This is a genomic window from Nocardioides sp. GY 10127, assembly GCF_004919085.1.
In the GTDB taxonomy this organism is placed as follows: domain Bacteria; phylum Actinomycetota; class Actinomycetes; order Propionibacteriales; family Nocardioidaceae; genus Nocardioides.
Map to the genome: position 1 here is coordinate 216,461 of NZ_STGL01000009.1, position 25,154 is coordinate 241,614.

Here is a 25,154-nt window from a genome sequence, read left to right on the forward strand (position 1 = left end):
CCGGTCACGGGTGGGGCGGCCAGCGCGGCTCGCCGCGCACCGGCGGTGGGTCCCGAACCGTACTCGGGACCCACCGACCGAAGTTCGGGCCGGTAGGGGGATACCCCCTCCGGCCCGACTTCATTCACTGGTCCGGACATTCTTTTCCGTGCGCGTCAGACCCGGTCGCGGAGCCGGCCTCCCAGCGCGTGCGCCTCGCGCAGGAGCAGGCGGCCGAGCTCTGGCCTGCGCTCGTCGGCGAACCGGTGCTCGACCCCCGTGATCGAGAGGGCGGCCACCGGGCGGTCGTGGGCGTCGAAGACGGCCGCCGCCATGCCCCAGCTGCCCTGGACGACCAGCCCGGGGTTGGTCGCCCAGCCGTCCTGTCGCGTCCGGGCGACGTGCGCCCGGACCAGGTCGGGGGCGTGCTGCGGGCCGTGCGCGGCGGCGAGGTCGCTGCGCTCCAGGTACGCCTCGACCTCCTCGTCCGGGAGGTGGGCGAGCACGGCCATCCCGGCGGAGACCACGCCCAGCGGGAACCGGGCGCCCTCGTGCAGCACGTGGCTGCGCAGCGGGAAGCTACCGTCCTCGCGCACCAGGCAGACGGTCTCGTCGCCCCGGCGCACGGAGAAGAACGCGCTCTCGCCGGTGAGGTCCGCCAGCCGCCGCACCGACGGCTGCGCGGTGGCGGTCATGTCGTAGCGCCGGGACGCGGCGGTGCCGAGCACGTAGAGCTCGGGGCCGACGTGCCAGGCGCCGGTGGCGCGGTCGCGGTCCGCCAGGCCGACGCCGGCCAGTGAGGTCAGGAGGCGGTGGGTGGTGGCCCGGGGGAGCCCGGCCGCCCGGGCCAGCGCCGAGGTGCTGCCTCCACCGGGCTCCGCGTCGGCCAGCGCCCGCAGCAGCGCCGCGGTACGGGCGACGCCGTCACCTGCTCCCATGCCGGTCGTGCGCTCGGCGTCCTGTCTCCCCGGGGTGTCCACTCAGCGGACGATACCCCCGGATCGTGACCACTCACGGGGCAATTCGCGTCGGCTCACCGGACGGGCGTTGACGTGTCAGCGGTCACACGGGGAGCCTGGGGGCATGGACAAGGTGGTCTCCTCCGCGGCCGAGGCCGTGGCCGACGTGGCGTCCGGCTCGACCCTCGCGGTCGGCGGGTTCGGCCTGTGCGGCATCCCCTCGGTGCTCATCCGCGCCCTGCTCGACCTCGGCGTCGACGACCTCGAGGTCGTCTCCAACAACGCCGGCGTCGACGACTGGGGCCTCGGCCTGCTGCTCGGCGCCGGGCGCCTGCGCCGCGTCGTCGCCTCCTACGTGGGCGAGAACAAGGAGTTCGCCCGGCAGTACCTGGCCGGAGAGCTCGAGGTCGAGCTCACCCCGCAGGGCACGCTGGCCGAGCGCATGCGCGCCGGCGGCACCGGCATCCCCGCGTTCTACACCGCCACGGGCGTCGGCACGCAGGTCGCCGAGGGCGGTCTGCCCTGGCGCTACGACAGCGAGGGTGCGGTCGCCGTGGCGAGCCCCGCCAAGCCCACCGCACGCTTCGACACCGTCGACGGCGAGAAGGAGTTCGTGCTCGAGCGCGCGATCGTCGCGGACGTCGGCCTCGTCCGCGCCTGGAAGGGCGACCGGCACGGCAACCTCGTCTTCCGCTCCGCCGCACGCAACTTCAACCCACTGGCCGCGATGTGCGGCCGCGTGACCGTCGCCGAGGTCGAGCACCTCGTGGAGCCCGGCGAGCTGGACCCGAACGAGGTCCACCTCCCCGGCGTCTTCGTCCACCGCGTGCTCGAGCTCGCGCCCGACGAGCGCGACGACAAGCGCATCGAGAAGCGCACCGTCCGCCCCGCCGCGGACGCCGCCCGGACCGAAGGAGCCTGACATGGCCTGGAACCGCGACCAGATGGCCGCCCGCGCCGCCGCCGAGCTCTCCGACGGCATGTACGTCAACCTCGGCATCGGCCTGCCCACGCTCGTCCCGAACTTCGTGGACGACGACGTCGAGCTCGTCCTCCAGTCCGAGAACGGCATCCTCGGCGTGGGCGCCTACCCCGTCGAGGGCGCGGAGGACCCGGACCTGGTCAACGCCGGCAAGGAGACCGTCACCGTGCGGCCGGGCGCCTCGTTCTTCGACTCCGCCCTCTCCTTCGGGATGATCCGCGGCGGCAAGATCGACGCCGCCATCCTCGGCGCCATGCAGGTCTCGGCGACCGGCGACCTGGCGAACTGGATGATCCCCGGGAAGATGGTCAAGGGGATGGGCGGCGCCATGGACCTCGTCCACGGCGCGAAGAAGGTCATCGTGCTCATGGAGCACGTCGCCCGCGACGGCAGCCACAAGATCGTCGCCGAGTGCTCGCTGCCCTACACGGGCCGCGGCGTGGTGCAGCGGATCATCACCGACCTCGCGGTCATCGACGTGACGCCCGACGGGCTGGTGCTGGTCGAGCTCGCGCCCGACGTCACCGAGGAGCAGGTCCGGGACGCCACGGGCGCCCCGCTCCGCACGGCGCTGACCGTCTGAGCGGCCGGGCTCAGCCCATCCGCCAGCGCCGCCACGGCGAGGCGGCGGTGCCGCCGTCGCCGACCGCCACGACGCGGACGCGGTGCTGCCCGCCGTCCAGGTTCCGCACGACCACGCGCCGGACGTCGGCGGCGACCGTGCGTCGCACCTGGGTGCCCCGCACCCGGTAGGCGCTCACGTCGCCCTGGGCCGCGGCCCAGGTGAGGACGACCGAGCCGTCGCCGCGGACCCGCACGCGCGGGCGTCCCGGGGCGTCGGGGGCGCCCGTCGAGGTGTCGGTGGTCTCGTTCGAGGTCCCGGTGGTGGCACCGGACCCGGCGCACCCGGTGGCGGTGACCACGTACTGGCCGAGGCTGCCGTAGTCGTCGTAGCCGCCGCTGCTCCAGCTGCCCTGCCCGACGCCGTCGACGAGGACGACCCAGTCCGACTCGTCGGCCGGGACGGTGAGCCCGGCGTCCATGCCGGCGGCGGTGCGGCTGTTGACGGTCGTGGTGGTGGGGGCCGCGACGGCCAGCGGGCTGCCGACGTCCCCGGCGCGGACGAGCCGGGCGCGGACGTCGAGGTCGGTGCCGAGGTCGGGGGCCGTGACCGTGACCGAGCCGCCCGCGGCGCACGTGCCCAGCGTCCAGGCGTCGACGTCGTCGGCGGAGCCGATGACCCCGGTGCCGCCGAGGGCGCCGGCGCCCGTGGCGGTGAGCGCTGCGGCGGTGGCCGCGGTGGCGCCGGCCTCGTCGGCGCGGGAGCCGAGGCGTCCGCGCAGGATCGCGACGTCGTCCTGGGTGTTGGTGGCGCCCGCGTAGGAGCCCTGGCTCCACTGGGTGACGGGGCGGTAGTAACCGACGCCCATGATCGGGGCCCAGGAGCCCTGCCCGCCGGAGTAGGAGGAGGACGCGTCGCCGTCGTGGGTGAGGCCCAGGTTGTGGCCGGCCTCGTGCGCGGCCGCCTCGGCGACGGACTTGGCGCTGTTGCCGGTGCCCTGCGGGAAGACCCAGGCGGGGGAGTAGCGGCCGCCGGTGGCGGCGAAGATGCCGACGTAGGCCAGGCCGCCGCAGCCGTTCGGGCACAGGTCGGCGTAGGCGACGCTGCTGGGGGTGATGAGGACGCGGGTGCCGTAGCGGGTGTCGGAGGAGTCGGTGCGCACGAGCGCGGCCTGCCCCGGGTCCTGCGTCGTCACGTCCACGTCGAAGGGCGCGTAGTCCTCGGCGACGCGGGACCAGACCTCCTGGACGAGGGTCTTCTCCGCGGCCGAGAAGGCCGGGCCGTCGCCGGCCGGGTCCCACGCGGGGTGGGTGCCCTGGACGTCGCTGTCCCAGGCCGAGCCGATGTCGGAGCCGCCGTCGACGTCGAGGAAGATCACCAGGTCGGCGCCCGGGTTGCTGTGCAGGGAGAAGGTCTCCGCGAGGGGCGCGAGGCGCTGCGAGCCCGCGTCCGACCCGCTGGTCGCGGCCGCGGCCTCCGCGTCCGAGCGCTCCTGGACGCCGGCCGGGGCGGCCGGCTCGCGGAAGAGCAGCTCGCCCGCGTCGAGCTCGGCGGTGGCGTCGTCGGCGAGCACCTCGCGGACGCCGGACTCGGTGAGGCCGGTGCGCGAGGCCAGGCGGGTGAGCGTGTCGCCGTCGGCCTGGGCGGTGGCGGCCAGTCCTGTGGTGGCCAGCCCCGTGACGGCGAGCGTCGGCGCGGCGACCGCGAGGGTCAGCAGGGCGCGCACCCGACGGGCCGGGTTCGGCGAGCGGGACGAGCGGGACACGGTGACCACCTCCGCCCTTCCCGATCGGGCTGGTGGAGCCCGCGGGGAGGGGGTGAACCGTGTAGATGGCAACGTTTGCGTAAGCGTCCTGTGAAGGCCCCTGCAGGACCCTCCGGACGCGCCTCGTCCCGTGCGTGAGTCATCACGACCGCCCCCCAGCGAACGTGGCCGGGCCACCTCCGGGCCGTTGCCCGGGGCAACCACCCGGCGAGTGCGGCGACCCTCGCACGATCCCCGCCCCCGGTTACTCGGAGGAGGCACGTTTGTTCACCGAAATGGGTGGGTCTTCACCTCGGACCGAGCTGGGCGCCCAGTGGTCTGGACCGCCCGCCCGTCCGTGGTGAGGGGCGGTGACGGGGTGGATCGGTAGGCCCTGTCGGTCTCGAACCGACGACCAGCGGATTAAAAGTCCGATGCTCTACCAACTGAGCTAAGGGCCCGCAACGCAGCCGTGCTCAACGTGCTGTCCGGGGGGACGACGCTGGGAGGCCCGCTGCAGTCGAGAGCCTAGTTCGGCGCTGCTCCAGGCTCCGAACCGGCCCGTGGCCACGCTCCTCGCCTGCCGGCGTGTGCGCGACGTGAGGTGAGCCCACGATGCCGCGACGCCGAGACACGGCTAGAGGTCCCTCAACCTACGGGTTCTCTCCGCGGGTCTAGAACGGAGGCTTCCGAGGCGGACGCGATAGCCGAGGTCGGTGAGCACCCTGATGGCCTCCTCGGGTGCATCACGCACCACAGCGCCCACCTGTGAGCGCCTCCATCGCTCCCGACCGCTTCTGAGCGCCTCCAGTCCTTCCGGTGTCGCGTCCACCCCGAGCTCGAGGGCCAGCATCTCCAGGACGTCCTCGAGGCACGGACGGAATCGATGCCCCCCGACGGGGAAGTGGAGCTCCTCGAGGCGTGGCACTGCGTTCGAGCCAGCCCGCCGCTTACCGCGCGCGGACGCGCGTCCGGCGCGGTTCATGACATGGCTGAAGGCATCGCGATGGGCGTGGAGCTGGATATGGGCCGCAGGCATGTCGGCCACCGCGTCGCGGTCGTACTCGTAGCGGAAGAGCGGCTGCCTGTCGCCCTGAGCGTGCACCTTGATCTTGGCGTCGTCGACCGCCAGGTACCGACCGGCGCCGTCCAGGCTGCGCTGGAACGAGACGCTGAGCTGGAGCAGCGGCTCGCCGTTGACTCGCAGCACGATGCCGTCCACCGGATGCTGTCGCACGGTGAACTTCCTGGTGCCGTCGTTCTTGGTCATCAGCAGAGCAGTGAACGGGTCGCAGTCCACGGCGACCGCCCGGACCGTCCGGGTCAGATCCTCTGCGAATTGCGTGGCCTGCGCGCTCAGCACGTCCTGCGGCTGTTGCCCCCGGCCGATTCGCCGGCGCCGAAGGAGGCTCACCGAGCCAGGAGGTAGTCCAGGTCGTCCAGCTGGTCGCACAGGGATTGCTCCCGCGCGTCCAGGAGGTGGGCCTCCGCGCGCGCCCGAAACGCTTCGACGTCACCGATCGCCTGGAGGATCTCGGCGCGCCGAGCACGAGCCTGGTCCTCGGTGATGCGGGCGATGCTCACAGTGCTCATGCTGGCCTCCTGTGCCACAGGGTAGGGCAGTTTCGTCGACGTGGCCTTCCGGCCTGAGGCGCCCACGCTAGGGCTGGCCACCGACAGTCGCCCCGAGCCCGGCCCGACGGGTGGTGCCCGCCGGCCGCGTCCGCGGCATCCTGACCCCCATGAGCACCGCGGACGCCTCGGAGACCGACGAGCCCGGCGCGATCGCGGAGGCCGCCGACGCGGCGATGGACGCAGCCGTCGACGCCGCCCGCGAGGCCGGCGACTCGCCGGTGGTCGAGTGGGGCGCGCGACTGGGCTACGCCGCGAACGGCGTCGTCCACCTGATGCTCGCGTGGCTCACGGCCCGCATCGCGGTCGGGGTGTCCCACCAGCAGGCCAGCCAGTCGGGCGCGCTCGCGCAGGTCGCCCACCTGCCGCTCGGCCAGGCGGCCCTCTGGGTGGTCACCGCCGGCTACGCGCTCCTCTCGGTCTGGCAGCTCACCGAGGCCGTCGCCCGGCACCGCCTAGCCGACCGGGGCAAGGCCCTCGCCAAGCTCGTCGGCTACGCCGCCGTGGGGTGGACGGCGGGGGTGTTCGCCGCGGGCGGCCACAGCGACAGCAACGAGGACACCGCCGAGCTCACCCACGCCGTCATGAACGTCCCGGCCGGCCAGGTGCTGGTCGGCGCGATCGGCGTCGTCGTCCTCGCCATCGGCGTCTACCACGTGCACAAGGGGTGGACGTCGGGCTTCCTCCGCGACCTGCGCGAGCACCCGGGCCTGGCCGCGGTGGTCGCGGGGCGCGTCGGCTACGTCGGCAAGGGCCTGGCGCTGCTCGCCGTGGGCGTGCTCTTCCTCGTGGCCGCCGCCAAGCACCAGGCCGGCCGCGCGACCGGGCTGGACGGCGCCCTGCGCTCGCTCCAGCAGCTGCCCGGCGGCCAGGTGGTCCTCGGGCTCATCGCGCTCGGCCTGCTGGCCTACGCGGTGTACTCCTTCTTCCGGGCGCGGTTCGCCCGGGTCTGACCGTCCCGGGTCCGCGTCCCGGCCTCGACCCGCAGCCAGTGCCAGGCCAGCCAGACGGCCACCATGCCGTTGAGGATGGCCGCGACCACGTCGCTCACGTGGTGCATGCCGCGGTAGACCCGGGCGAGCGCCACGAGCACGGGCATCGCCAGGCACACGCCAAGCGCCACCCGGCGCAGCACCTCCAGCAGGTGGTGCCGGGCCGGGCCCAGCGCCAGCAGGACCAGGAAGAGCGCCAGGTAGAGCCCGGTCGTGGCTCCGGTGTGCCCGCTGGGGAAGCTCGAGGTCGGCGGGGAGTCGTCGAGCTTGACGACGTCCGGCCGGTCGCGCGCCAGCAGCAGCGTGACGAGGAAGAACACCAGCGCCTGCGTCGAGATCGCCAGCAGCGGCACGATCGCGAACCACCAGTGGCGGGTGCGCCACCACAGCAGCGCGACCACGACCACGCACACGGACACGATCGACACCGTCGCGCCCGCCCACGAGAAGACGAGGGTGATGGCGTTGAAGGTGGACGTCCGGTGGTGCGCGAACCACGTGTTCACGCCCTCCTCGGCGCGGCCCAGGCCCGCCAGCGGTCCGTCGACCAGGCACCACCCGGCGCCCAGCAGGATCAGGAACCAGAGGGCTAGGGGCGCCGCGACGCGCAGCCCGAGGTCGCGAGCGGTCTCCTTCGCGGACGGCGGGGTGTCGACCCCGTCCCAGCGGTGCAGGTCGAGGCGCGGTGCGCTCATCGGGCGGACTCCTCTGCTCGGTCGTGGACGGGTGACCGGAGGTGGGTGTCGGTCGCGGTGTCGGTGGATGCGTCCGCGTCCCGCTCGGGCATCGACGGGGTCCAGCCCCGGTACCCGGCGTGCGAGGCCAGGACGACGCCGGTGCCCAGCACCACGCCGGCGGCGACGTCGGAGGGGAAGTGGGCGCCGAGGAGGATGCGGTCGGCGCAGGTGACGGCGGTCCAGGCGACCGCCAGGGCCACGGCGACGATGCGTCCACGCCGCGCCAGCAGCGGCCACAGCAGCAGCACGCACGTCGTCCCCAGGACGGCGGCGTTGAGCGCGTGCCCGCTCGGGAAGCTGTAGGACCCGAACTGGGAGACGGGGTCGTCCAGGACGGGACGGGCCCGCCGGACGACCTCCTTGAGGCTCACGCCCAGCACCCAGCCGACCGTCATCGTCGCGGCGGCCCACCAGGCCCGGCTGCGCCGCGCCGGCCGGCGACCGACGGCCACGCACAGCGGTAGCCCGACGACCGCGTAGGCCACGAGTGGCTGGCTGATCGTCTGCCAGACCAGCAGCGTGTGGCGCAGCCACGGGTGCGCGAGCGTCACGGTCGTCGCCGCGACCTCGACGCGCTGGTCGGCGTCCACGAGCGGGGGGAAGGAGGTGTGCACGAGGTAGGCGAGCACGCCCACCGGCACGGCGACCACGAGCGCGTAGAGCGCTGACCAGGCGAGCCGGACGAGCCGGTGGCGGACCAGGGGGGACATGCCGGGTAGGTCTACTCCTCCGCGCGCGTGCGCGGCCCACCCCGGCGGTGGTGCCGCTGTGGCGAAAGAGCGGAGGAGCCCGGAGCCCTCCTCAGAGCAGCCAGAAGACCAGGAGCAGCAGCGCCACGACCCCGACCACCGCCAGGGTGGCGAGGTGGACGTTCCACCAGCGGTGCGGGCGGGGCTTGGCGAGGGGTATCCGGGGGGACATGGCTGGTCGGGCCTCTTCCTGGTCTGACCGGGCGGGAGCGGGCGCGGGTGCGCACGGGACACCCTGCCGCGGGAGAGGTGGCGCCCGGGTTGCGCCGCACGTCCTCGGACAACCTCGGACACGGGCTCTGAGCAGCGAGAATGCGCGGAGTGTCCGGGGTCAATCGCGCTGGCACGACACCCCGTCGGTCCCCGGGCGCCGCGTGCCGCTCCACCGGGGTGTGCCTGGGCGGGTGTGCCCGGGCGGGTGTGCCCGGGCGGGTGTGCCCGGGCGGGTGTGCTCGGCGGGGTGGCCTCCCGCGGCGCCCGGCTGCCTAGCGTCGAGGTGGAGGAACGGACGGAGCCACGTCCGCCCTTCCTCGTGCCGGACAGCCTGACCGACCGCCTGCACGACAGCCCGAGCGACCCGGGGTGAAGCCCCGCGAGAGGACCCGCAGTGACCCGCATCGGCTACACCCTCATGACCGAGCAGTCCGGCCCCCGCCAGCTCGTGGGCTACGCCCGCGACGCCGAGCGCGCGGGCTTCGACTTCGAGGTGTCCAGTGACCACCACAGCCCGTGGCTCACGGAGCAGGGCCACGCCCCGTACGCCTGGTCGGTGCTCGGCGCGGTGGCCCAGGTGACCGAGCGGGTGGAGCTCATGACCTACGTGACCTGCCCGACCCTGCGCTATCACCCGGCCGTGGTGGCGCAGAAGGCAGCGACGATGAGCCTGCTGTCCCAGGGCCGATTCACGCTCGGCCTTGGGTCCGGCGAGAACCTCAACGAGCACGTCGTGGGACGTGGCTGGCCCGCCGTGGAGACCCGCCAGGAGATGCTGGAGGAGGCCATCGCGATCATCCGCCGACTCACCGACGGCGAGCTGCTCACCTACCGCGGCGAGCACTTCGCCGTGGACGCCGCGCGGGTGTGGGACCTGCCCGAGGAGCCGCTCCGGATCGGCGTGGCCGCGGGCGGGCCGAAGGCGGTCGGACGCTTCGCACCGCTCGCCGACGACCTGATCGCCACCGAGCCGGACGCCGACCTCGTGGCGGCCTGGAACGACGTCGAGGGCGTCTCCCGGATCGGCGCCGGTGCCCGGGCGATCGGTCAGGTGCCGATCTCGTGGGACCCCGACGAGAAGCGCGCGATCGAGCGTGCCCACGAGCAGTTCCGCTGGTTCGCGGGCGGGTGGGCGGTCAACGCCGACCTCCCCACGACCCAGGGCTTCTCCGGGGCGACCCAGCTCGTCAGCCCCGACGACGTCGCCGACAACATCGCCTGCGGGCCGGACCTCGACCGCCTGGCCGAGTCCGTCGTCGCGTTCGCCGACGCCGGCTTCACCGACGTGGCGCTGGTGCAGGTCGGTGACGAGGCCCAGCAGCGGTTCCTGGACGAGGCGGCCGAGCCGCTCCTCGCACGCGTCCGCGAGGGGCTGCAGGGCTGAGCGGCAGAGCGCGCAGGGGTCGCTAGCGCAGGGACAGCAGGAACGCCCGCGCCACCGGGCTCGCGTGCTCGGGGTGGACGACGAGGCTGATCCGGTGGGTGGGGGCCGCGTCCGCGAGGGGCACGCCGACCACCGGCCGGGGCCCCGCGTTGTCGCCGATGTGGGCCACGGTGGACGCCGGCACGATGCCGACGCCGAGGCCGTGCGACACGCAGCGGACGACGTCCTCGAGCAGGGCCATCTCCAGGCCGGCGGCCGGCACGAGCCCGGCCGCGGCCAGCGCGGTGTCGACCTCGCGGCGCAGGTGCGAGGAGCCCCGGAACCGCACGAGCGGCCCGGCGGCGAGCAGGTCGGCCAGCGTGACGGACCGCTGCGCCGCCAGCGGGTGGTCGCGCGGGACGGCGGCCACCTGCTCCTCCTCGACGAGGAGCAGCGACTCCAGGGTGGGCGGCAGGTCCTGCGGGCCGCCGCCCACGACCGCCACGTCGAGGTCCCCGGCGAGGACGGCGGCCGCCATCACCGGGCTCGGCTCGGCGACCGTCACGATCTCCACCAGCGGGTGCCGCGCGTGGAAGCGGCCCAGGATGCCGAGGACGTCGGTGGTGCGGCTGGCCGTCTGCGCCAGCCCGACCCGCAGCCGCCCGCGGCGGGCGTCCCCGAGCTCGGCGAGCTCCTCCCGGGCGTCGTCGACCTGGTCGAGGATGCGCCGGGCCCGGCCGCGCAGCGCCTCGCCGGCCTCGGTGAGCCGGACCGTCCGGGAGGTGCGCAGCAGCAGCGCCGTGCCCACCTCGCGCTCGAGACGGGCGACCTGCGTGGACAGCGCGGACTGGGCCACGCCCAGCTCCTGGGCGGCCCCCGTGAACGAGAGCCGGTCCGCGACCGCGACGAAGTAGCGCAGCTGCCTCAGCTCCACGGGGCCTGCTCCGGCTGGGAGTGGGAGGCGCCCGACGGGGTGCTCATGGCTCGCAGGTGTAGCAGGTCCGGGCCCCCTGGGGCCGCTCCCACGCCGTCATTGATCGCGTGGAGCGAATGTCGGCTCGCCCCTGATCTCTCCCCGGGATGACAGAGCCTCGGTTGTGTACGCCGGTGGTCCCCGAGAACCCCCACGTCACAGGGCTGTTGCACACCTTTCACCGGGCGGACTCACGATCCTTTGCACGAGAAGGGGCGTTCGGGGCGTGCGGGCGGTAGTGTCTCTCTCAGCAACAGATGCAAGTTCCAGCAGGTCGACGCCCGCGGAGTTTGTGATCCAACGGCGTTTCTGCTTGCACGGATGTCCTGCCGGACGCAGCAAGTCGGAGCGGCGTGTCACCGCATGTGTTGCGGGGGCCGTCGAGGTGACGGTCTCTCGCCCCGACAGAGGAGTATGTGAGCACAATGGCTCAGGGCACCGTGAAGTGGTTCAACGCCGAGAAGGGTTTCGGCTTCATTGCGCAGGAGAACGGCGGCGACGACGTCTTCGTGCACTACTCGGCGATCCAGACCCAGGGCTACAAGTCCCTGGACGAGAACCAGAAGGTCGAGTTCGACGTCACCCAGGGCCCGAAGGGCCCGCAGGCGGAGAACGTCCGCCCGCTCTGACGTCGTCCGGCCTCACCGCCGGTCGTCGACGAGGCTCCGCTCCCTCCGGGGGGCGGGGCCTCGTCCCCTTTTTCGCCTCCTCACCCGTGCGGGGGTGGTCGGGAGGGCGGCCTGGACTAGTCCCCTCCGAAAGGAGCGGTTTGTCGCCGCCGGACGTGGGGCACTCTGGGTGGGATGACGACGAGCGAGCGGAACGAGGCCAGGGTGCAGGACCAGTTCGACGTGTCCCTCGAGGACTCCGACCTGCTGGGCGAGGTGGAGCTGACCACCTCGCTCATCATCGCGGCGTCCGAGACCGACGAGCACCTCACCCAGGAGCAGATCGACGAGCTCCTCGGCCTCGAGGGCGGCGAGTAGCCCGCTCCGCACGGCTCGACCCCCATGCCGCCCGACCGGCCCCGACGCGTCCGCGTCGGGGCCGGCTGCATGTCGGGGTACTGCATGTCGGGGTACTGCATGTCGGGGCGATGGTCCCGCCGCTGCGGGGGCGTGCGCCCTTGTCTGCATACGGTAGGGGGGTAACCTATCCAGCATGGTCCAGGACGCCGCGCACACCGCCGCACTCGATCCCGAGCTCGACCCCGACCACCACCACGGGTACCTCCAGGCCAAGGAGGACTACCTCAAGCGGCTGCGTCGCATCGAGGGGCAGGCACGCGGGCTCCAGCGGATGGTCGAGGAGGAGCAGTACTGCATCGACATCCTCACGCAGGTCTCCGCGATGACGAAGGCCCTGCACTCGGTCTCGGTGCGGCTGCTCGAGGAGCACATGAACCACTGCGTCCTCGGCGCCGCCCGCGCGGACGAGCAGGCCGGCCGCGAGAAGGTCGCCGAGGCGATCGAGGCGGTCGCCCGCCTCGTCCGCTCCTGAGGCCCTCGACCGGGGGCACCCCCGTTCCACCAGCACTTTCATCAGCACGCTCCTGAGCCAGGCGCAACGAAGCTCCGCACAGATCCAGGAGGACCCATGTCCACCAGCACCTTCCACGTCACCGGCATGACCTGCCAGCACTGCGTCGCCTCCGTCACCGAGGAGGTCTCCGAGCTCCCCGGCGTCACGGACGTCGCGGTCACGCTCGACGACGGCACGCTCGTCATCACCTCCGCCCAGCCCCTCGACCGCGACGCCGTGAGCGGCGCCGTCTCCGAGGCCGGCTACCAGCTCGTCTGATGGGCTCGGGCACCACACCGTCCGTCGAGCCCGTCACCGGCGCCCAGGTCGACCTGGCCCTCACCGGGATGACCTGCGCGTCCTGCGCGCACCGCATCGAGCGGAAGCTGACCAGGCTCGAGGGCGTCACGGCCACGGTCAACTACGCCACCGAGACCGCCCACGTCACCGCGCCGGTCGGCTACGACCTCCAGCGGCTCCTCGACACCGTCGAGGCCGCGGGCTACGGCGCGTCGCTGCCCGAGCCGGAGGCGGAGCCCGCCGACGGTGACCCGGTGCTGGCCGCGCTGGCCCGCCGCCTCACCGTGAGCGCGGTGCTCACGGTCCCGCTCGTGGTCGTCTCGATGGCGATGCCGCTGCACTTCCCGGGCTGGCAGTGGCTGGCCCTCGCCCTGGCCGCGCCCGTGGTCACCTGGGGCGCCTGGCCGTTCCACCGGGCCGCCGTGCTCGGTGCACGGCACGGCGCGACGTCCATGGACACCCTCGTGAGCCTCGGCGTCACCGCCTCCACCCTGTGGTCGCTGGCCGCGCTCGTCACGGGCGCGCACCTCTACCTCGAGACCGCGGCCGTGCTCACCACCTTCCTGCTCGCGGGCAGGTGGCTGGAGCGCCGGGCCCGACGGTCCGCCGGCGCGGCGCTGCGGGCGCTGATGGAGGCCGGGGCCCGCGAGGCCACGCTCCTCGACGGCTGGGCGGCGGGGGCTCCGGGGAGCACGGCGGACGCCGTGGAGCGCACCGTGCCGGTCGCCGAGCTCGCCGTCGGCGACGTCGTGCTCGTGCGCCCCGGCCAGCAGCTGCCCACCGACGGCGTGGTGCTCGAGGGCGCCTCGGCGATCGACGCCTCGGTGGTGACGGGGGAGTCGGTGCCCGTCGACGCCGGCCCCGGCGACGAGGTCGTCGGCGGCACCCTCAACGTGGGCGGGCGGCTGGTGGTCCGCGCGACCGCGGTCGGCGAGCAGACCCGGCTCGCCCAGCTCGCCCGCATGGTCGAGGAGGCGCAGACCGGCAAGGCCGCCGCCCAGCGGCTCGCCGACCGCGTCTCGGGCGTCTTCGTGCCCGTCGTCCTCGTGCTCGCGCTCCTCACGCTCGTCGCGTGGCTCGTCCTCACGGGGGACGCCGGCGCCGCCGTCTCCGCGGCCGTGGCCGTGCTCGTGGTGGCGTGCCCGTGCGCGCTCGGCCTGGCGACCCCCACGGCGCTGGTCGCCGGCACCGGCCGGGGCGCCCAGCTGGGCATCCTCGTCCGCGGGCCCGAGGCGCTGGAGGCGGCCCGGGCCGTGCAGGTGGTCGCGCTCGACAAGACCGGCACCCTCACCACCGGCCGGATGAGCCTGGTCGGGGTCGTCGCCACCGGCGCCGAGCCCGTCGAAGTGCACCGGCTGGCGGGCGCGCTGGAGTCCTCGTCGGACCACCCCGTCGCCCGCGCGATCGCGGAGGACCGTCCCGTCGACGGCGCCCGCGTCACCGACTTCGCCGACCGCCCCGGCGCGGGCGTGGTGGGCACCGTGCTCGAGCCCGACGGCGCCGCCCGGCGGGTGGTCGTCGGCCGCCCCGAGCTGCTCGAGCGGGAGGGCCTGCGGGTCCCGCCGGTCCTGCACACCGCGCTCGACACCTCGCGCGAGCAGGGCCGCACCGCCGTCCTGGCGGGCTGGGACGGGCAGGCCCGCGGGCTGCTGGAGGTCGCGGACACCGTGCGCGAGGGTGCCGCCGAGGCCGTCACCGAGCTGCGCCTGCTCGGCCTGCGCCCCGTCCTGCTCACCGGCGACCACGAGACCGCCGCGCGGGCCGTCGCGCTCCAGGTCGGCATCACCGACGTCGTCGCCGGCGTCGCGCCCGAGGAGAAGGTGGACGCCGTCCGCCGGCTCCAGGCCGACGGCAGCGGCGTGGCGATGGTCGGCGACGGCGTCAACGACGCCGCCGCGCTCGCCACCGCCGACCTCGGCATCGCCATGGGCACCGGCACGGACGCGGCCAAGCAGGCCGGCGACCTCGTGCTCGTCCGCGGGGACCTCGCCGTCGTCCCGGACGCCGTGCGCCTGGCCCGCCGGACCCTTGGCACGATCCGCGCCAACCTGTTCTGGGCCTTCGGCTACAACGTCGCCGCGCTGCCCCTCGCGGCGCTCGGCCTGCTCGACCCGATGATCGCCGGCGGCGCGATGGCGCTCTCCAGCGTCTGCGTCGTCGGCAACAGCCTGCGGCTGCGCACGTTCCGTTGAGGAGGGCCCGCTGAGCCTGTCCCGGGCGGCCTCCGCCGCCCGGGCGGCTCAGCGGCAGGCCGCGAAGAGCACGGGGCCGGTGGAGACGTCGGAGAAGAACGTGCCGTCGACGGGGCTCAGCAGCAGGGTGGCCACGTCGTCGTCCACGGCGGTCTCCTCGACGTTGAACCGGTCGGTGAAGCTGCCGCCCTGGCCGGGGGCGTCCCCCGAGGCCAGGGTCGTGCGGCTGCGGGCGTTCGCCTCGGCGGTGTCGGAGTCGGTGAAGCCCATGGCGACGAGGACGTCGGTCGGGTCCGTGCCGCTGCCCGAGCCGTCCATCGTGGCCATCGCCCAGCCGGTGAGCGGGTCGACCCCGCCGGCGTCCGCGACGAGGCCGTCCGCGGTGGCCTGGTCGGAGGAGTCCGCCTGCGCCATCGAGAGCTCGGTGCAGGCCTGGTCGCCCGTGAGCAGCGAGACGCTGAGCGGGTCGCCCGCGTCGTCCAGCGCGGAGACCACGTCGGTCACGCCCTGGGTGTCGCTGCCGGCGGCCGCGTCGGCGGCGTCGAGCGCGTCGGCGAGGTACTCCCGGTTGTCGCTCGCGAGCACGAGGCCCGCCTGCTCGTCGAGCGCCACGTGCGCCAGCTGCGAGCTGCCCTCGAGCCCGGTGGAGTCCTCGAGGGCCGCCAGCACGTCGTCCCCGCCCACCCAGACGCCCTGGGTGCGGTCGGACGGCGCGGTGTACCCGGCCGCCTCGAGGTCGTCGGCGAGGCCGGCGTAGACGTCGTCCTCGGTGCCGGACTCCACGCGGACGATGTCGACGACGCCCTCCTCGGACTGCGCCAGCACCTCCCACTCGGCGGTCAGCGGCGACCAGCCGAACGAGTGCAGCAGCAGCGGCGCGGCCTCGGTGAGCCCGGACTCCGAGGTGAGGTCGGCGTCGTAGCCGTCGTCGAGGAGGGTCTTGAGCGCGGCCCTGTTCGTGCCGGTGACGCCGAGCCGGTCGCGCACCGCCGACCAGTCGGTGAAGGAGTAGCGCTGGGTGTCGGCCGGGGCGAGGGCCACGGCCTGCGCGAGCGGGGTCGACTTCGGCGCGAGCTGCGTGACGGCCACGAGGACGCCGACCACCACGACGAGCACCAGGAAGGCCAGCGCCGGGGGCGGCAGCGAGAGCAGGCCGCGGCGGCGCTTCCCCTCGGGCGCGGTGGGCGCCGGCGTGCCGCTCGGCGGCGTGCTGGGCGTCGACGGGCGGGGCGTCGACGGGCGGGGCGTTGACGGGCGGGGCTGGCTCCGCGGGCTCACGGGTGGGCCTCCTGGGTCGGTGGGGTGCTCGGGGTGTGAGACTACGGTCATGGAGCGCAGGCAGCCGCGACCCACCACTCGTGACGCGGGCGACGGCTCGTCCAGGGAGGTGCTGGCCGCCGGCGGCGTGGTCTTCCGCAAGGGCGGCGAGGTGCTCCTCGTGCACCGGCCCAAGTACGACGACTGGTCCTTCCCCAAGGGCAAGGTCGACCCCGGCGAGCACCCGCTGGTCACGGCGGTGCGCGAGGTCGAGGAGGAGGCCGGCGTCCGCGTGCGCCTCGGCGACCGCCTGCCCGACCAGCTCTACCCGGTGGCGGCCGGCACCAAGCGGGTGCACTACTGGCAGGCCCGGGTGCTGGGCGACGACGACGTGCGCGGCTACCGGCGCGGCAACGAGATCGACGAGGTCCGCTGGGTCCACCGCTCCGAAGCGCCCGCGCTGCTCACCCACGAGCGCGACCGTGCGCTGCTGCGCGACGCGGTGCCCGGGCGCAAGCGCACCACCCCGCTCGTCGTCCTGCGGCACGCGGCCGCGCGCCCGCGGGTGGAGTGGGACGGCGAGGACCGCCTGCGCCCCCTCCACGTCACCGGCTCCGCCCAGGCCGACGCGCTCGTGCCGGTGCTGGGGACCTGGGACGTCCAGCGCGTCGTCACGTCCTCCTCGACCCGCTGCGTGCGGACCGTCGAGCCGTACGCCGCCGCGCGCAGCCTGCGCCCCGAGGCCGTCGCCGGCCTGAGCGAGGAGGGCTCCACGCGGGACGACGTCCAGCGGCTCGTCGCGCGGGCGGCCCGTGAGGCGGTCGCGGACCGTCGTCCTACCCTGCTCTGCTCGCACCGGCCGGTGCTCCCGTGGGTGCTCGAGGGGCTGGGGCTGCGCCAGGTCGTGCTGGCGCCGGGCGAGCTCGTGGTCGCCCACCTGCGGGCCACCGACGGCCCGGCCGAGGCGCTGGAACCGGGTGGTCCGGTGCCGCCGGAGGGCGTGCGGGTCGTGGGTGTCGAGGTGCACCGGGTCGACTGAGGGGTCGACTGAGAGGCCTACTGAAGCGACCGCTTCGGCGAGGGAGTGACCTGGGTCACGCCTTCCCTGAGTGCTTGCTGATTGTCAAGCCGTTCCTGGGCGAGTTCATCCTCCGTCCTGGCGATCTTTGCTGCCGCGTAGATCAATCGCCAGATCGGGTTCACCCGTCGTTCACCGAGGGCCCCAGAACGCTTCACCTGGCCTCCTTAGCGTCCACGGCGCAACGCAGCATCCATCGAGCTTCTCAGGAGTACCTGAAGTGAAGACCACCTTCCGCCGCGCCATCGTCCCCGGTGTGGCCGTTCTCGCCCTCGCCCTCACCGGCGCGTGCTCGGCCGGCAACGAGTCCTCGGACACCTCGAGCGACAGCAGCGCCAGCCTCTCCGGTGAGCTGGACGGCGGCGGTTCGTCGGCGCAGCAGGCCGCCCAGGGCGCCTGGGCCGTCGGCTTCCAGTCCTCCAACCCCGACGTGACGGTCAACTACGACCCGGTCGGCTCGGGCGGTGGCCGCGAGGGCTTCATCTCCGGCGCGTACGCCTTCGCGGGCTCCGACGCCTACCTGACCAACGACGACGGCGAGCTCGACGCGGCCAACGAGAAGTGCGGCGGCGCCGCCATCGAGGTCCCGGACTACGTCTCCCCGATCGCCGTCGTCTACAACGTCCCCGGCGTCGACGACCTGAACCTCTCGCCCGACACCCTCGCGGGCATCATGTCCGGCGCGATCACCCAGTGGGACGACGCGGCCATCAAGGCCGACAACCCGGACGCCGACCTCCCGAGCGAGCGCATCAATGCCGTCCACCGCTCCGACGAGTCGGGCACCACCGAGAACTTCACCGACTACCTCACCGCCGTCTCCCCGGACGTGTGGGACGCCGGTGTCGTCGAGACCTGGCCGAAGGGCTACGGCGGCGAGGGTGCCTCCGGCACCTCGGGCGTCATCAGCACCGTGTCCGGCTCGGACTACACCATCGGCTACGCGGACGCCTCGCAGGCCGGTGACCTCGGTGTCGCCAACATCGGTGTCGGTGACGAGTTCGTCGCCCCCTCCGCCGACGCGGCCGCCAAGATCCTCGACGTCTCCTCCGAGGCCGACGTCGCCACCGACACCCAGCTGGTGTTCGACCTCGACCACACCACCGAGGAGTCGGGCGTCTACCCGATCGTGCTGACCTCGTACTTCCTGGCCTGCCAGACCTACGACGACGCCGACACCGCCGCCATGGTGAAGGCCTACGCCGAGTACATCCTCTCCTCCGACGGCCAGCAGCAGGCCGCCTCCGAGGCCGGCTCCGCGCCGCTCTCGGACAGCCTGTCGCAGAAGGCGCTGGCGATCGTGGAGAAGATCGGCTCCTGATCACCCCACCGAGAAGGTGACGCGAGGGGCCTGGACCGGCAGCATGGGTCCAGGCCCCTCCGCGCGGGGTGACGTGCCCCGCGCCGAACGCCCCTGAACGAGACCAGGAGAGACCCGGTGTCCATCGCTGACCCCGAGACCGAGATCCCGCCGCCGCTCGGCACCACGAGCAAGGCGGGCGATGCCGTGTTCCGCGGGCTCGCCACCGCCTCCGCCAGCGTGATCCTGCTGGCGCTGGCCGGCGTGGCCGCGTTCCTGCTCGCCCAGGGCCTGCCCGCCCTCGACGGCACGGGCGCCCAGGCGTACGGCTTCGACAACATCTGGGTCTACGTCGGCCCGCTGCTCTTCGGCACCCTGCTGGCGGCCACGATCGCGCTCGTCTTCGCGGCCCCGCTGTCGCTGGGCGTCGCGCTGGTGATCAGCCACTACGCGCCGCGCCGGGTCGCGAAGGGCCTCGGCTGGGCGATCGACCTGCTCGCCGCGATCCCCTCGGTGATCTACGGCCTGTGGGGCATCGAGTTCCTGGCCAAGCAGCTCGTGCCCGTCTACATGTGGCTCGAGGCGCACCTGTCGTTCATCCCGCTCTTCGCGGGCCCCGTGCCGACCTCCGGTCGCACGATGATGACCGCCGGCCTCGTGCTGGCCGTGATGGCGCTGCCGATCATCACGGCCATCTGCCGCGAGATCTTCGCCCAGACGCCGGTGATGCACCAGGAGGCCGCCCTGGCCCTCGGTGCCACCCGCTGGGAGATGATCCGGCTCGCCGTCTTCCCCTACGGCCGCTCCGGCATCGTCTCCGCGGTGCTGCTCGGCCTGGGCCGCGCGCTCGGCGAGACCATGGCCGTCGCGCTCGTGCTCTCCCCGAGCATCGTGGTGAGCTTCAACCTCATCTCGGCCGAGGGCGGGGACTCCTCCTCGACCATCGCCGCGAACATCGCGCTGAACTTCGGCAACGCCTCCGGCTCGAAGATCGACACCCTCATCTTCACCGGCCTCGTGCTGTTCGTGATCACCTTCGCCGTCAACTTCCTGGGCCGCTGGATCGCCGCCCGGGGCGTGAAGAAGGGCTGACCCCGTGACCAACCTGTCCACCGCGCCCACCAGCAGCGACATGGCGCCGCTCCAGAGCGGCCACCTGCCCCGGTTCGCTCCCCTGGCCGTCGGTGTCCTCGCGGTCGCGGTCGGCGTCCTCGTCGGGGGCATGGCCCTGGGCGGCGGCGTCGCCGGTGCCCTCGTCCTCGGCTGGCTCACCATGATCGTCGTGCTGCCGCTGTGGTCGCGCGTCGTCGAGGGCGGTCGCAAGGCCAAGGACCGGCTCGTCACCGTCGGCGTCTGGAGCACCTTCGGCCTGGCGATGATCCCGCTGGTCTCCCTCACCTGGACCGTGGTCAGCAAGGGCTACGGCGCCCTCACGCCCACGTTCTTCCAGAACTCGATGCAGGGCGTCCTCGGCTCCGGCGGCGGCATCTACCACGCGCTGATGGGCACGCTCATCGTCACCGCGGTGGCCACCCTGATCTCGGTGCCGATCGGCGTCCTGACGGCCGTCTACCTCGTCGAGTACGGCAACAAGAACCTCTTCTCGCGGGTCATCACGTTCCTCGTGGACGTCATGACCGGCATCCCGTCGATCGTGGCGGGTCTCTTCGCCTACGCCCTCTTCCAGATCTTCTTCGGCCCCGGCGTGAAGATGGGCTTCGCGGGCTCGGTGGCGCTCTCGGTGCTGATGATCCCGACCGTCGTCCGCTCCTCGGAGGAGATGCTCAAGCTGGTCCCCACCGACCTGCGCGAGGCGGCCTACGCCCTGGGCGTGCCGAAGTGGCGGACGGTCGTGAAGGTGGTCCTCCCGACCGCCGTCGCCGGCATCGTCACCGGCGTGACCCTGGCGATCGCCCGCGTCGCCGGCGAGACCGCCCCGCTGCTGCTCACCGCCGGCCTCACCACCAGCCTGAACTTCAACCCGTTCGAGGGCCGCATGACGACCCTGCCGGTGTTCATCTACTCCTCGATCCAGGCGCCCGGCCTGTACGTGGACGAGATGACCTCGATGGCGTGGGGCGCGGCCCTCGTGCTCGTCGTCATCGTCATGCTCCTCAACATCCTCGCCCGCGTCGTCGGCAGCGTCTTCGCACCCAAGTCGGGTCGCTGAGGCTCCCCTTTCACCAGGAATCAAGGACACTCCACTCATGGCCAAGAGCATCGACGTCTCCGACCTCGACATCTACTACGGCGACTTCCTCGCCGTGCAGGGCGTGACCATGTCCATCAAGGCGCGCGCGGTCACCGCCCTCATCGGCCCGTCGGGCTGCGGCAAGTCGACCTTCCTGCGCTCGCTGAACCGCATGCACGAGGTCATCCCCGGCGCCCGCGCCGAGGGCAAGGTGATGGTCGACGGCCAGGACCTCTACGACGCGGACGTCGACCCGGTGGCCGTGCGCCGCGAGATCGGCATGGTCTTCCAGCGCCCCAACCCGTTCCCGACGATGTCGATCTACGAGAACGTGCTGGCCGGCAAGCGCCTCAACGCGACGCGGCTGAAGAAGTCCGACGCCGACGACCTCGTCGAGAAGTCGCTGCGCGGTGCCAACCTGTGGTCCGAGGTGAAGGACCGCCTCGGCAAGCCCGGCATGGGCCTCTCCGGCGGTCAGCAGCAGCGCCTCTGCATCGCCCGCGCGATCGCCGTCGAGCCGCAGGTGCTGCTCATGGACGAGCCCTGCTCGGCCCTCGACCCCATCTCGACCGCCGCGATCGAGGACCTCATCCACGAGCTGAAGTCCGACTACACGATCGTGATCGTCACCCACAACATGCAGCAGGCCGCCCGCGTCTCCGACGACACCGGCTTCTTCAACCTCAAGGCGACCGGCGAGCCCGGCCACCTGGTCGAGTTCAACCCGACCAAGAAGATGTTCACCAACCCCGACAACGAGGCCACGGAGTCCTACATCTCCGGTCGCTTCGGCTGAGCCGCCGCCCCGGCGCCTGATTCACGGCTGATCCTCAGGCGCCGGACGCTCCCCGCGGCCGCGTGACGCCCCTAGCGTGGGGGCGTCCGTGACGCCTGACGCTGGAGCGCACCCATGCCCGACACCGCACCCTTCACCCTGGTCGACGCCGAGACCGAGCGGCTGCTCTTCGCCCTCGCCCGCCGGGAGCGGCTGGCCCGCGACACCGGCGACTTCGACGGCCTCCTCGGGCTGTACTGGCCGGGCTCGCGGGTGCGGGTGACCTGGTACGACGGCCCCGTCGAGGGGTTCGTGGACGCCTCGCGAGCCTCCGTGAAGCCCGGGAAGGTGGCGGGCTTCCACACGATCGACCCGGTCCGCGCGGAGGTGGCCGGCGACCGCGCCCTCACCGAGAGCCGCGGCCAGGTGCTGCTGCGCCCGCCGGTGGAGGGCGTCGAGTGCGACCTCGTCAGCTGGTGCCGGTTCGTCTCCGGCTACGAGCGGCGTGCCGGGGAGTGGCGGATGGCCTGGTTCGACAACGTCTACGTGAAGGACGTCGTGGTGCCGACCGTCCCCGGCACCGCGCCCGTCACCGACGCCGCCCTCCTGGCCGGCGCGCGGCCGTCCTACCGCTGGCTGACCTACACCAACGTCCGGCGTGGCATCGAGGTCCCCGCCGACCTGCCCGGCGACGACCGCCCCGACCTCGTCGCCGCCTTCTGGGCCGACGCGCACGCGTGGCTGGCTGGCGGCTGAGGCGGGGATAGTCCCTGACCAACGGACCCGATTTCGGGGCGAATTCCGGTCCGTTCGTCAGGGACTATCTCTGCTCCCGGCTCCGCCTGTGGAGAAGGGTGGCGGGCTGCCGTGCCACGGGCAGACCTGTGCCCATGCGGGAGCAGCGGGACACGGTGGGGGTGGCGCACGGGGCGGTGGCCCCGCGACGCATCGACCCGACGGGGGAGCGCGGTCCGACCAAGAGCCAGGCGGCGGGGCGGCACTGGCGGCGGACCGGCAAGGGGCTGTACGTGCCGGCGGCCGTCGTGCTGACACCCGAGCAGCGGATCGCCGAGGTCGGCGCCGGACTGCCGGCGCGCGGCGCGGCGGTCACGGGGTGGGCGGCGCTGCGGTGGCGAGGCGGGTCGTGGTTCGGGGGCCTGGACGCCGGGGGCGACCCGGTCCCGGTGCCCGTCGCGCAGCGGGCTCGTCTGACCCGTCCGCGGCCCGGGCTGCGGCTGTGCGAGGAGCGCCGGGACCCCGGTTCCACCGAGCAGGTGGACGGCGTCCCGACCACGGCGGCCGTGCAGGCGCTGGCCTGGGCGGTGCGGTACGCGCCGACCCTGGCGGAGGCGGTGGTCGCTGCCGACATGGCCCTGTTCGACGACCTGCTGTCGCCGCACGAGCTCGCCGAGTGGGTCTGGAGCCACCCCTCCTGGACCGGCATCGCCCAGGCTCGGACGGTGCTCGGGCTGCTCGAGGAGAACAGCTGGTCGCCGCAGGAGACGCGGATGCGTCTGGCCTGGGTCGATGCCGTGCCGGGCGCCGGGCTGGTCGCCAACCGGCCGGTGTTCGACCTCCACGGCCGGCACCTGGGCACGCCCGACCTGCTCGACCCGGCTGCGGGCGTGTGCGCCGAGTACGCCGGTGACGTCCACCTGACCCGCGAGAGGCGCTCCGAGGACCTGCGCCGGATCGACCGGCTCCGCGCGGCGGGGCTGCGGGTCGTGGACGCCGTGGCCGGCGATCTCGGGCCGCGCGGACCGCTCGGCGCCCGGCTGCGCAGCGCGTACGCGGACGCGGTCGGTGCTCCGGCGTCCGCGCGTGCCTGGACCCTCGAGCCGCCACCCTCCTGGTGCCTCACGCACACCGTGGCCCGGCGCCTGGCCCTGACCCCCGGGGAGCGAGCAGTGTTCCTCCGCTACCGCCGCCCTGTCGATCTGCGGAGGACGGGATAGTCCCTGACGAACGGACCCCTGATCGGGCCAAAACGTGGTCCGTTGGTCAGGGACTATCCCGCTGACACGGGACTCAGGCGAGGCCGAGCACCCGGAGCAGCAGGTACAGGACGGCGGAGAGCAGGGCCGCGCCGGGGAGGGTGAGCACCCAGCCGGTGGCGATGGTGCGGACGATGCCCCACCGGACGGCCGAGAGGCGGCGGGTGGTGCCGACGCCGATCACCGCCGAGGTGATCGTGTGGGTGGTGGAGACCGGGGCGTGCAGGGCGGCCGCGGAGTACATGACGGCGGAGGCGACCGACTCGGCGACGAAGCCTCGGGCGGGGTCGAGGTCGATGATGCGCCGGCCGAGGGTGCGCATGATCCGCCAGCCACCGGCCCAGGTGCCGAGCGAGATGGCGGTGGCGGCGGCGAGGACGACCCAGGTGGGGATGTGGTCGAGGGAGGCGTACCCGCCGACCGAGAGGGCGAGCACGATGACGCCCATCGTCTTCTGGGCGTCCTGGAGGCCGTGACCCAGGGCCATGGCGGCGGCCGAGACGGTCTGCGCGACGCGGAAGCCCCGCTGGGTCGGGCCGGGCGCGCGGTGGCGGAACGCCCACATGACGCCCACCATGACGGCCATGCCGAGGCCGAAGCCGACCAGCGGCGAGAGCACGAGCGGCAGCACGACCTGCTTGCCGATGAGGGCCCAGTGCACCACCGAGCCGCTGGCCAGGGCGGCGCCCACGAGGCCGCCGACCAGGGCGTGCGAGGACGACGAGGGCAGCCCCCGCCACCAGGTGAGGACGTTCCAGGCGATCGCGCCCAGCAGCGCGCACAGCACCACGAGCAGCCCGTGCGCGGGCGTGCCGCCGGGGGTGACGACGCGGGCGATCGTGAAGGCCACGGCCTGGCCGAGCAGCGCGCCGGCGAAGTTCATGACGGCCGCCATGGCCAGCGCGACGCGGGGCGTGAGCGCCCGGGTCGACACGGACGTCGCCACGGCGTTGGCGGCGTCGTGGAAGCCGTTGGTGTAGTCGAAGGCGAGGGCCACGACCACGACGGCGACGATGATCGTCAGGTCCACGCGGACACGCCCTAGGACTCCTTGACCACGATCTGCTCGACGACGTTCGCGACCCGCTCGAACGCGTTGATCGCGGCCTCGAGGGACTCCACGACGTCCTTGAGCTTGAGCACCTCGAGCGCCTTGTACTCCCCGGAGAACAGGTGCGCGAGGAGCCGGCGGTGGTTGCGGTCGCCGGTGTTCTCGAGGCGGTTGATCTCGATCCAGTACTCGTCGAGGTCGCGCAGGGTGCGCAGGTTCGGCATCGCGGCCGCGGTGATCTCGGCGCAGCGGCCGAGGACGTCGACCTGCTCGGTGAGCCCGTCGGGCAGGTGCTTGATCGAGTAGAGCAGCATCTTGTCGACGGCGGAGTCGATGCCGTCCATGACGTCGTCGAGGGCCGCGGCGAGCAGGTAGACGTCCTCGCGGTCGAAGGGCGTCACGAAGGACGAGTTCACCGTGCGGATGATGGCGTGGGTGCGCTCGTCGGCGGCGTGCTCGGCCTCGCGCATCCGCGCGGCGACGTCCTCGCGGTCGGCGCCCGCGCTCACCATCTCCGCGAGCAGGGCGGTGCCGACCTGGAGGTGCTCGGCCGAGGCGGTCAGCTGCTCGTAGATGGCAGCCTGGACCGGTCTGAAGCGCAGACCCACGT

Annotated in this window: 26 protein-coding genes and 1 tRNA gene; 16 read left to right on the forward strand and 11 right to left on the reverse strand. The window is 73.4% G+C overall.

Annotated features, from left to right (window positions below; translation table 11 throughout):
• Nucleotides 1-155 precede the first annotated feature (155 nt).
• Nucleotides 156-959 carry an IclR family transcriptional regulator gene (locus tag E8D37_RS17660; RefSeq protein WP_240770531.1) on the reverse strand — a complete coding sequence of 268 codons (804 nt, stop codon included), beginning with the start codon at nucleotides 957-959 and terminating at the stop codon, nucleotides 156-158.
• A gap of 103 nt (nucleotides 960-1,062) precedes the next feature.
• On the opposite strand from E8D37_RS17660, the gene E8D37_RS17665 reads away from it, so the two are divergent.
• The gene (locus E8D37_RS17665) at nucleotides 1,063-1,860 is read left to right on the forward strand and encodes a CoA transferase subunit A (RefSeq protein ID WP_136571132.1); all 798 of its coding nucleotides are present in this window, start codon (nucleotides 1,063-1,065) and stop codon (nucleotides 1,858-1,860) included.
• Between the two features lies 1 nt (nucleotide 1,861).
• Nucleotides 1,862-2,503: a CoA transferase subunit B gene (locus tag E8D37_RS17670; RefSeq protein ID WP_136571133.1), complete on the forward strand. Its 642-nt coding sequence runs from the start codon at nucleotides 1,862-1,864 to the stop codon at nucleotides 2,501-2,503.
• Nucleotides 2,504-2,513: 10 nt separating this feature from the next.
• On the opposite strand, the gene E8D37_RS17675 is transcribed toward E8D37_RS17670, so the two are convergent.
• From E8D37_RS17675 to E8D37_RS17690, 4 genes are all read right to left on the reverse strand, one after another.
• Complete coding sequence (locus tag E8D37_RS17675; RefSeq protein ID WP_136571134.1) at nucleotides 2,514-4,247, reverse strand: fibronectin type III domain-containing protein; 1,734 nt, start codon at nucleotides 4,245-4,247, stop codon at nucleotides 2,514-2,516.
• Between the two features lie 367 nt (nucleotides 4,248-4,614).
• Nucleotides 4,615-4,687, reverse strand: a tRNA-Lys gene (locus E8D37_RS17680).
• A 176-nt stretch (nucleotides 4,688-4,863) separates the two neighbouring features.
• Nucleotides 4,864-5,589, reverse strand: a complete 726-nt coding sequence (locus E8D37_RS17685; protein WP_136571135.1) for a hypothetical protein — start codon at nucleotides 5,587-5,589, stop codon at nucleotides 4,864-4,866.
• 47 nt (nucleotides 5,590-5,636) lie between these two features.
• A complete protein-coding gene (locus E8D37_RS17690) occupies nucleotides 5,637-5,819 on the reverse strand; it encodes a hypothetical protein (RefSeq protein ID WP_136571136.1) in 183 nt (60 codons plus the stop codon).
• Between the two features lie 149 nt (nucleotides 5,820-5,968).
• Between E8D37_RS17690 and E8D37_RS17700 the strand changes: the two genes are divergently transcribed.
• A complete protein-coding gene (locus E8D37_RS17700) occupies nucleotides 5,969-6,811 on the forward strand; it encodes a DUF1206 domain-containing protein (RefSeq protein ID WP_206055835.1) in 843 nt (280 codons plus the stop codon).
• Here E8D37_RS17700 and E8D37_RS17705 read toward each other — a convergent pair.
• Together E8D37_RS17705 and E8D37_RS17710 are read right to left on the reverse strand one after the other, a co-directional pair.
• On the reverse strand, nucleotides 6,766-7,545 hold the full coding sequence (locus tag E8D37_RS17705) for a phosphatase PAP2 family protein (RefSeq protein WP_136571137.1): 780 nt from the start codon (nucleotides 7,543-7,545) through the stop codon (nucleotides 6,766-6,768). The two genes, E8D37_RS17700 and E8D37_RS17705, sit on opposite strands and share 46 nt — an antisense overlap.
• Nucleotides 7,542-8,297 (reverse strand): phosphatase PAP2 family protein, encoded by a 756-nt coding sequence (locus E8D37_RS17710; RefSeq protein ID WP_136571138.1) that lies wholly within the window; start codon nucleotides 8,295-8,297, stop codon nucleotides 7,542-7,544. The genes E8D37_RS17705 and E8D37_RS17710 overlap by 4 nt, the downstream gene beginning before the upstream one ends.
• A gap of 646 nt (nucleotides 8,298-8,943) precedes the next feature.
• Here E8D37_RS17710 and E8D37_RS17715 point away from each other — a divergent pair.
• Nucleotides 8,944-9,933, forward strand: a complete 990-nt coding sequence (locus E8D37_RS17715) for a TIGR03557 family F420-dependent LLM class oxidoreductase (RefSeq protein WP_206055836.1) — start codon at nucleotides 8,944-8,946, stop codon at nucleotides 9,931-9,933.
• Nucleotides 9,934-9,955: 22 nt separating this feature from the next.
• On the opposite strand, the gene E8D37_RS17720 is transcribed toward E8D37_RS17715, so the two are convergent.
• The gene (locus E8D37_RS17720) at nucleotides 9,956-10,846 is read right to left on the reverse strand and encodes a LysR family transcriptional regulator (RefSeq protein ID WP_136571139.1); all 891 of its coding nucleotides are present in this window, start codon (nucleotides 10,844-10,846) and stop codon (nucleotides 9,956-9,958) included.
• Nucleotides 10,847-11,310: 464 nt separating this feature from the next.
• Between E8D37_RS17720 and E8D37_RS17725 the strand changes: the two genes are divergently transcribed.
• The 5 genes from E8D37_RS17725 (at nucleotide 11,311) to E8D37_RS17745 (ending at nucleotide 14,898) form a co-directional block, all read left to right on the forward strand.
• Nucleotides 11,311-11,514, forward strand: a complete 204-nt coding sequence (locus E8D37_RS17725) for a cold-shock protein (protein WP_121807198.1) — start codon at nucleotides 11,311-11,313, stop codon at nucleotides 11,512-11,514.
• Between the two features lie 174 nt (nucleotides 11,515-11,688).
• Complete coding sequence (locus E8D37_RS17730) at nucleotides 11,689-11,871, forward strand: hypothetical protein (protein WP_136571140.1); 183 nt, start codon at nucleotides 11,689-11,691, stop codon at nucleotides 11,869-11,871.
• Between the two features lie 175 nt (nucleotides 11,872-12,046).
• The gene (locus tag E8D37_RS17735; RefSeq protein ID WP_136571141.1) at nucleotides 12,047-12,385 is read left to right on the forward strand and encodes a metal-sensitive transcriptional regulator; all 339 of its coding nucleotides are present in this window, start codon (nucleotides 12,047-12,049) and stop codon (nucleotides 12,383-12,385) included.
• Between the two features lie 96 nt (nucleotides 12,386-12,481).
• Nucleotides 12,482-12,685 carry a cation transporter gene (locus E8D37_RS17740; protein WP_136571142.1) on the forward strand — a complete coding sequence of 68 codons (204 nt, stop codon included), beginning with the start codon at nucleotides 12,482-12,484 and terminating at the stop codon, nucleotides 12,683-12,685.
• Nucleotides 12,685-14,898, forward strand: a complete 2,214-nt coding sequence (locus tag E8D37_RS17745; protein ID WP_136571143.1) for a heavy metal translocating P-type ATPase — start codon at nucleotides 12,685-12,687, stop codon at nucleotides 14,896-14,898. Before E8D37_RS17740 ends, E8D37_RS17745 begins: the two co-directional genes overlap by 1 nt.
• A gap of 48 nt (nucleotides 14,899-14,946) precedes the next feature.
• On the opposite strand, the gene E8D37_RS17750 is transcribed toward E8D37_RS17745, so the two are convergent.
• Nucleotides 14,947-16,176, reverse strand: a complete 1,230-nt coding sequence (locus E8D37_RS17750; protein WP_136571144.1) for a hypothetical protein — start codon at nucleotides 16,174-16,176, stop codon at nucleotides 14,947-14,949.
• 49 nt (nucleotides 16,177-16,225) lie between these two features.
• On the opposite strand from E8D37_RS17750, the gene E8D37_RS17755 reads away from it, so the two are divergent.
• The 7 genes from E8D37_RS17755 (at nucleotide 16,226) to E8D37_RS17785 (ending at nucleotide 23,454) form a co-directional block, all read left to right on the forward strand.
• Nucleotides 16,226-17,194 carry an NUDIX hydrolase gene (locus E8D37_RS17755; protein ID WP_136571145.1) on the forward strand — a complete coding sequence of 323 codons (969 nt, stop codon included), beginning with the start codon at nucleotides 16,226-16,228 and terminating at the stop codon, nucleotides 17,192-17,194.
• A gap of 259 nt (nucleotides 17,195-17,453) precedes the next feature.
• Nucleotides 17,454-18,554: a phosphate ABC transporter substrate-binding protein PstS gene (pstS, locus tag E8D37_RS17760; RefSeq protein WP_136571146.1), complete on the forward strand. Its 1,101-nt coding sequence runs from the start codon at nucleotides 17,454-17,456 to the stop codon at nucleotides 18,552-18,554.
• A gap of 117 nt (nucleotides 18,555-18,671) precedes the next feature.
• Nucleotides 18,672-19,625: a phosphate ABC transporter permease subunit PstC gene (pstC, locus tag E8D37_RS17765; protein ID WP_240770532.1), complete on the forward strand. Its 954-nt coding sequence runs from the start codon at nucleotides 18,672-18,674 to the stop codon at nucleotides 19,623-19,625.
• A 4-nt stretch (nucleotides 19,626-19,629) separates the two neighbouring features.
• Nucleotides 19,630-20,703, forward strand: coding sequence for a phosphate ABC transporter permease PstA (gene pstA / locus E8D37_RS17770; RefSeq protein WP_240770533.1), 1,074 nt, complete (start codon nucleotides 19,630-19,632; stop codon nucleotides 20,701-20,703).
• Between the two features lie 37 nt (nucleotides 20,704-20,740).
• Nucleotides 20,741-21,520 (forward strand): phosphate ABC transporter ATP-binding protein PstB, encoded by a 780-nt coding sequence (gene pstB, locus E8D37_RS17775; RefSeq protein WP_136571147.1) that lies wholly within the window; start codon nucleotides 20,741-20,743, stop codon nucleotides 21,518-21,520.
• A gap of 114 nt (nucleotides 21,521-21,634) precedes the next feature.
• Nucleotides 21,635-22,255: a nuclear transport factor 2 family protein gene (locus tag E8D37_RS17780; protein ID WP_136571148.1), complete on the forward strand. Its 621-nt coding sequence runs from the start codon at nucleotides 21,635-21,637 to the stop codon at nucleotides 22,253-22,255.
• A 134-nt stretch (nucleotides 22,256-22,389) separates the two neighbouring features.
• Nucleotides 22,390-23,454, forward strand: a complete 1,065-nt coding sequence (locus E8D37_RS17785) for a hypothetical protein (RefSeq protein ID WP_136571149.1) — start codon at nucleotides 22,390-22,392, stop codon at nucleotides 23,452-23,454.
• 73 nt (nucleotides 23,455-23,527) lie between these two features.
• Here E8D37_RS17785 and E8D37_RS17790 read toward each other — a convergent pair whose 3' ends face one another.
• The gene (locus E8D37_RS17790; RefSeq protein ID WP_136571150.1) at nucleotides 23,528-24,523 is read right to left on the reverse strand and encodes an inorganic phosphate transporter; all 996 of its coding nucleotides are present in this window, start codon (nucleotides 24,521-24,523) and stop codon (nucleotides 23,528-23,530) included.
• Between the two features lie 11 nt (nucleotides 24,524-24,534).
• On the reverse strand, nucleotides 24,535-25,152 hold the full coding sequence (locus tag E8D37_RS17795) for a DUF47 family protein (RefSeq protein WP_240770534.1): 618 nt from the start codon (nucleotides 25,150-25,152) through the stop codon (nucleotides 24,535-24,537).
• Nucleotides 25,153-25,154 lie beyond the last annotated feature (2 nt).

What these genes read in the sequence shown, in the direction of transcription:
- E8D37_RS17725 (WP_121807198.1), top strand. Translation starts at nt 11,311, where the DNA reads ATGGCTCAGGGCACCGTGAAGTGGTTCAACGCCGAGAAGGGTTTCGGC.
- E8D37_RS17710 (WP_136571138.1), bottom strand. Translation starts at nt 8,297, where the DNA reads ATGTCCCCCCTGGTCCGCCACCGGCTCGTCCGGCTCGCCTGGTCAGCG.
- E8D37_RS17785 (WP_136571149.1), top strand. Translation starts at nt 22,390, where the DNA reads ATGCGGGAGCAGCGGGACACGGTGGGGGTGGCGCACGGGGCGGTGGCC.
- E8D37_RS17670 (WP_136571133.1), top strand. Translation starts at nt 1,862, where the DNA reads ATGGCCTGGAACCGCGACCAGATGGCCGCCCGCGCCGCCGCCGAGCTC.
- E8D37_RS17705 (WP_136571137.1), bottom strand. Translation starts at nt 7,545, where the DNA reads ATGAGCGCACCGCGCCTCGACCTGCACCGCTGGGACGGGGTCGACACC.
- E8D37_RS17755 (WP_136571145.1), top strand. Translation starts at nt 16,226, where the DNA reads ATGGAGCGCAGGCAGCCGCGACCCACCACTCGTGACGCGGGCGACGGC.
- E8D37_RS17700 (WP_206055835.1), top strand. Translation starts at nt 5,969, where the DNA reads ATGAGCACCGCGGACGCCTCGGAGACCGACGAGCCCGGCGCGATCGCG.
- E8D37_RS17730 (WP_136571140.1), top strand. Translation starts at nt 11,689, where the DNA reads ATGACGACGAGCGAGCGGAACGAGGCCAGGGTGCAGGACCAGTTCGAC.
- pstB (WP_136571147.1), top strand. Translation starts at nt 20,741, where the DNA reads ATGGCCAAGAGCATCGACGTCTCCGACCTCGACATCTACTACGGCGAC.
- E8D37_RS17665 (WP_136571132.1), top strand. Translation starts at nt 1,063, where the DNA reads ATGGACAAGGTGGTCTCCTCCGCGGCCGAGGCCGTGGCCGACGTGGCG.
- E8D37_RS17690 (WP_136571136.1), bottom strand. Translation starts at nt 5,819, where the DNA reads ATGAGCACTGTGAGCATCGCCCGCATCACCGAGGACCAGGCTCGTGCT.
- E8D37_RS17740 (WP_136571142.1), top strand. Translation starts at nt 12,482, where the DNA reads ATGTCCACCAGCACCTTCCACGTCACCGGCATGACCTGCCAGCACTGC.
- E8D37_RS17745 (WP_136571143.1), top strand. Translation starts at nt 12,685, where the DNA reads ATGGGCTCGGGCACCACACCGTCCGTCGAGCCCGTCACCGGCGCCCAG.
- E8D37_RS17780 (WP_136571148.1), top strand. Translation starts at nt 21,635, where the DNA reads ATGCCCGACACCGCACCCTTCACCCTGGTCGACGCCGAGACCGAGCGG.
- E8D37_RS17735 (WP_136571141.1), top strand. Translation starts at nt 12,047, where the DNA reads ATGGTCCAGGACGCCGCGCACACCGCCGCACTCGATCCCGAGCTCGAC.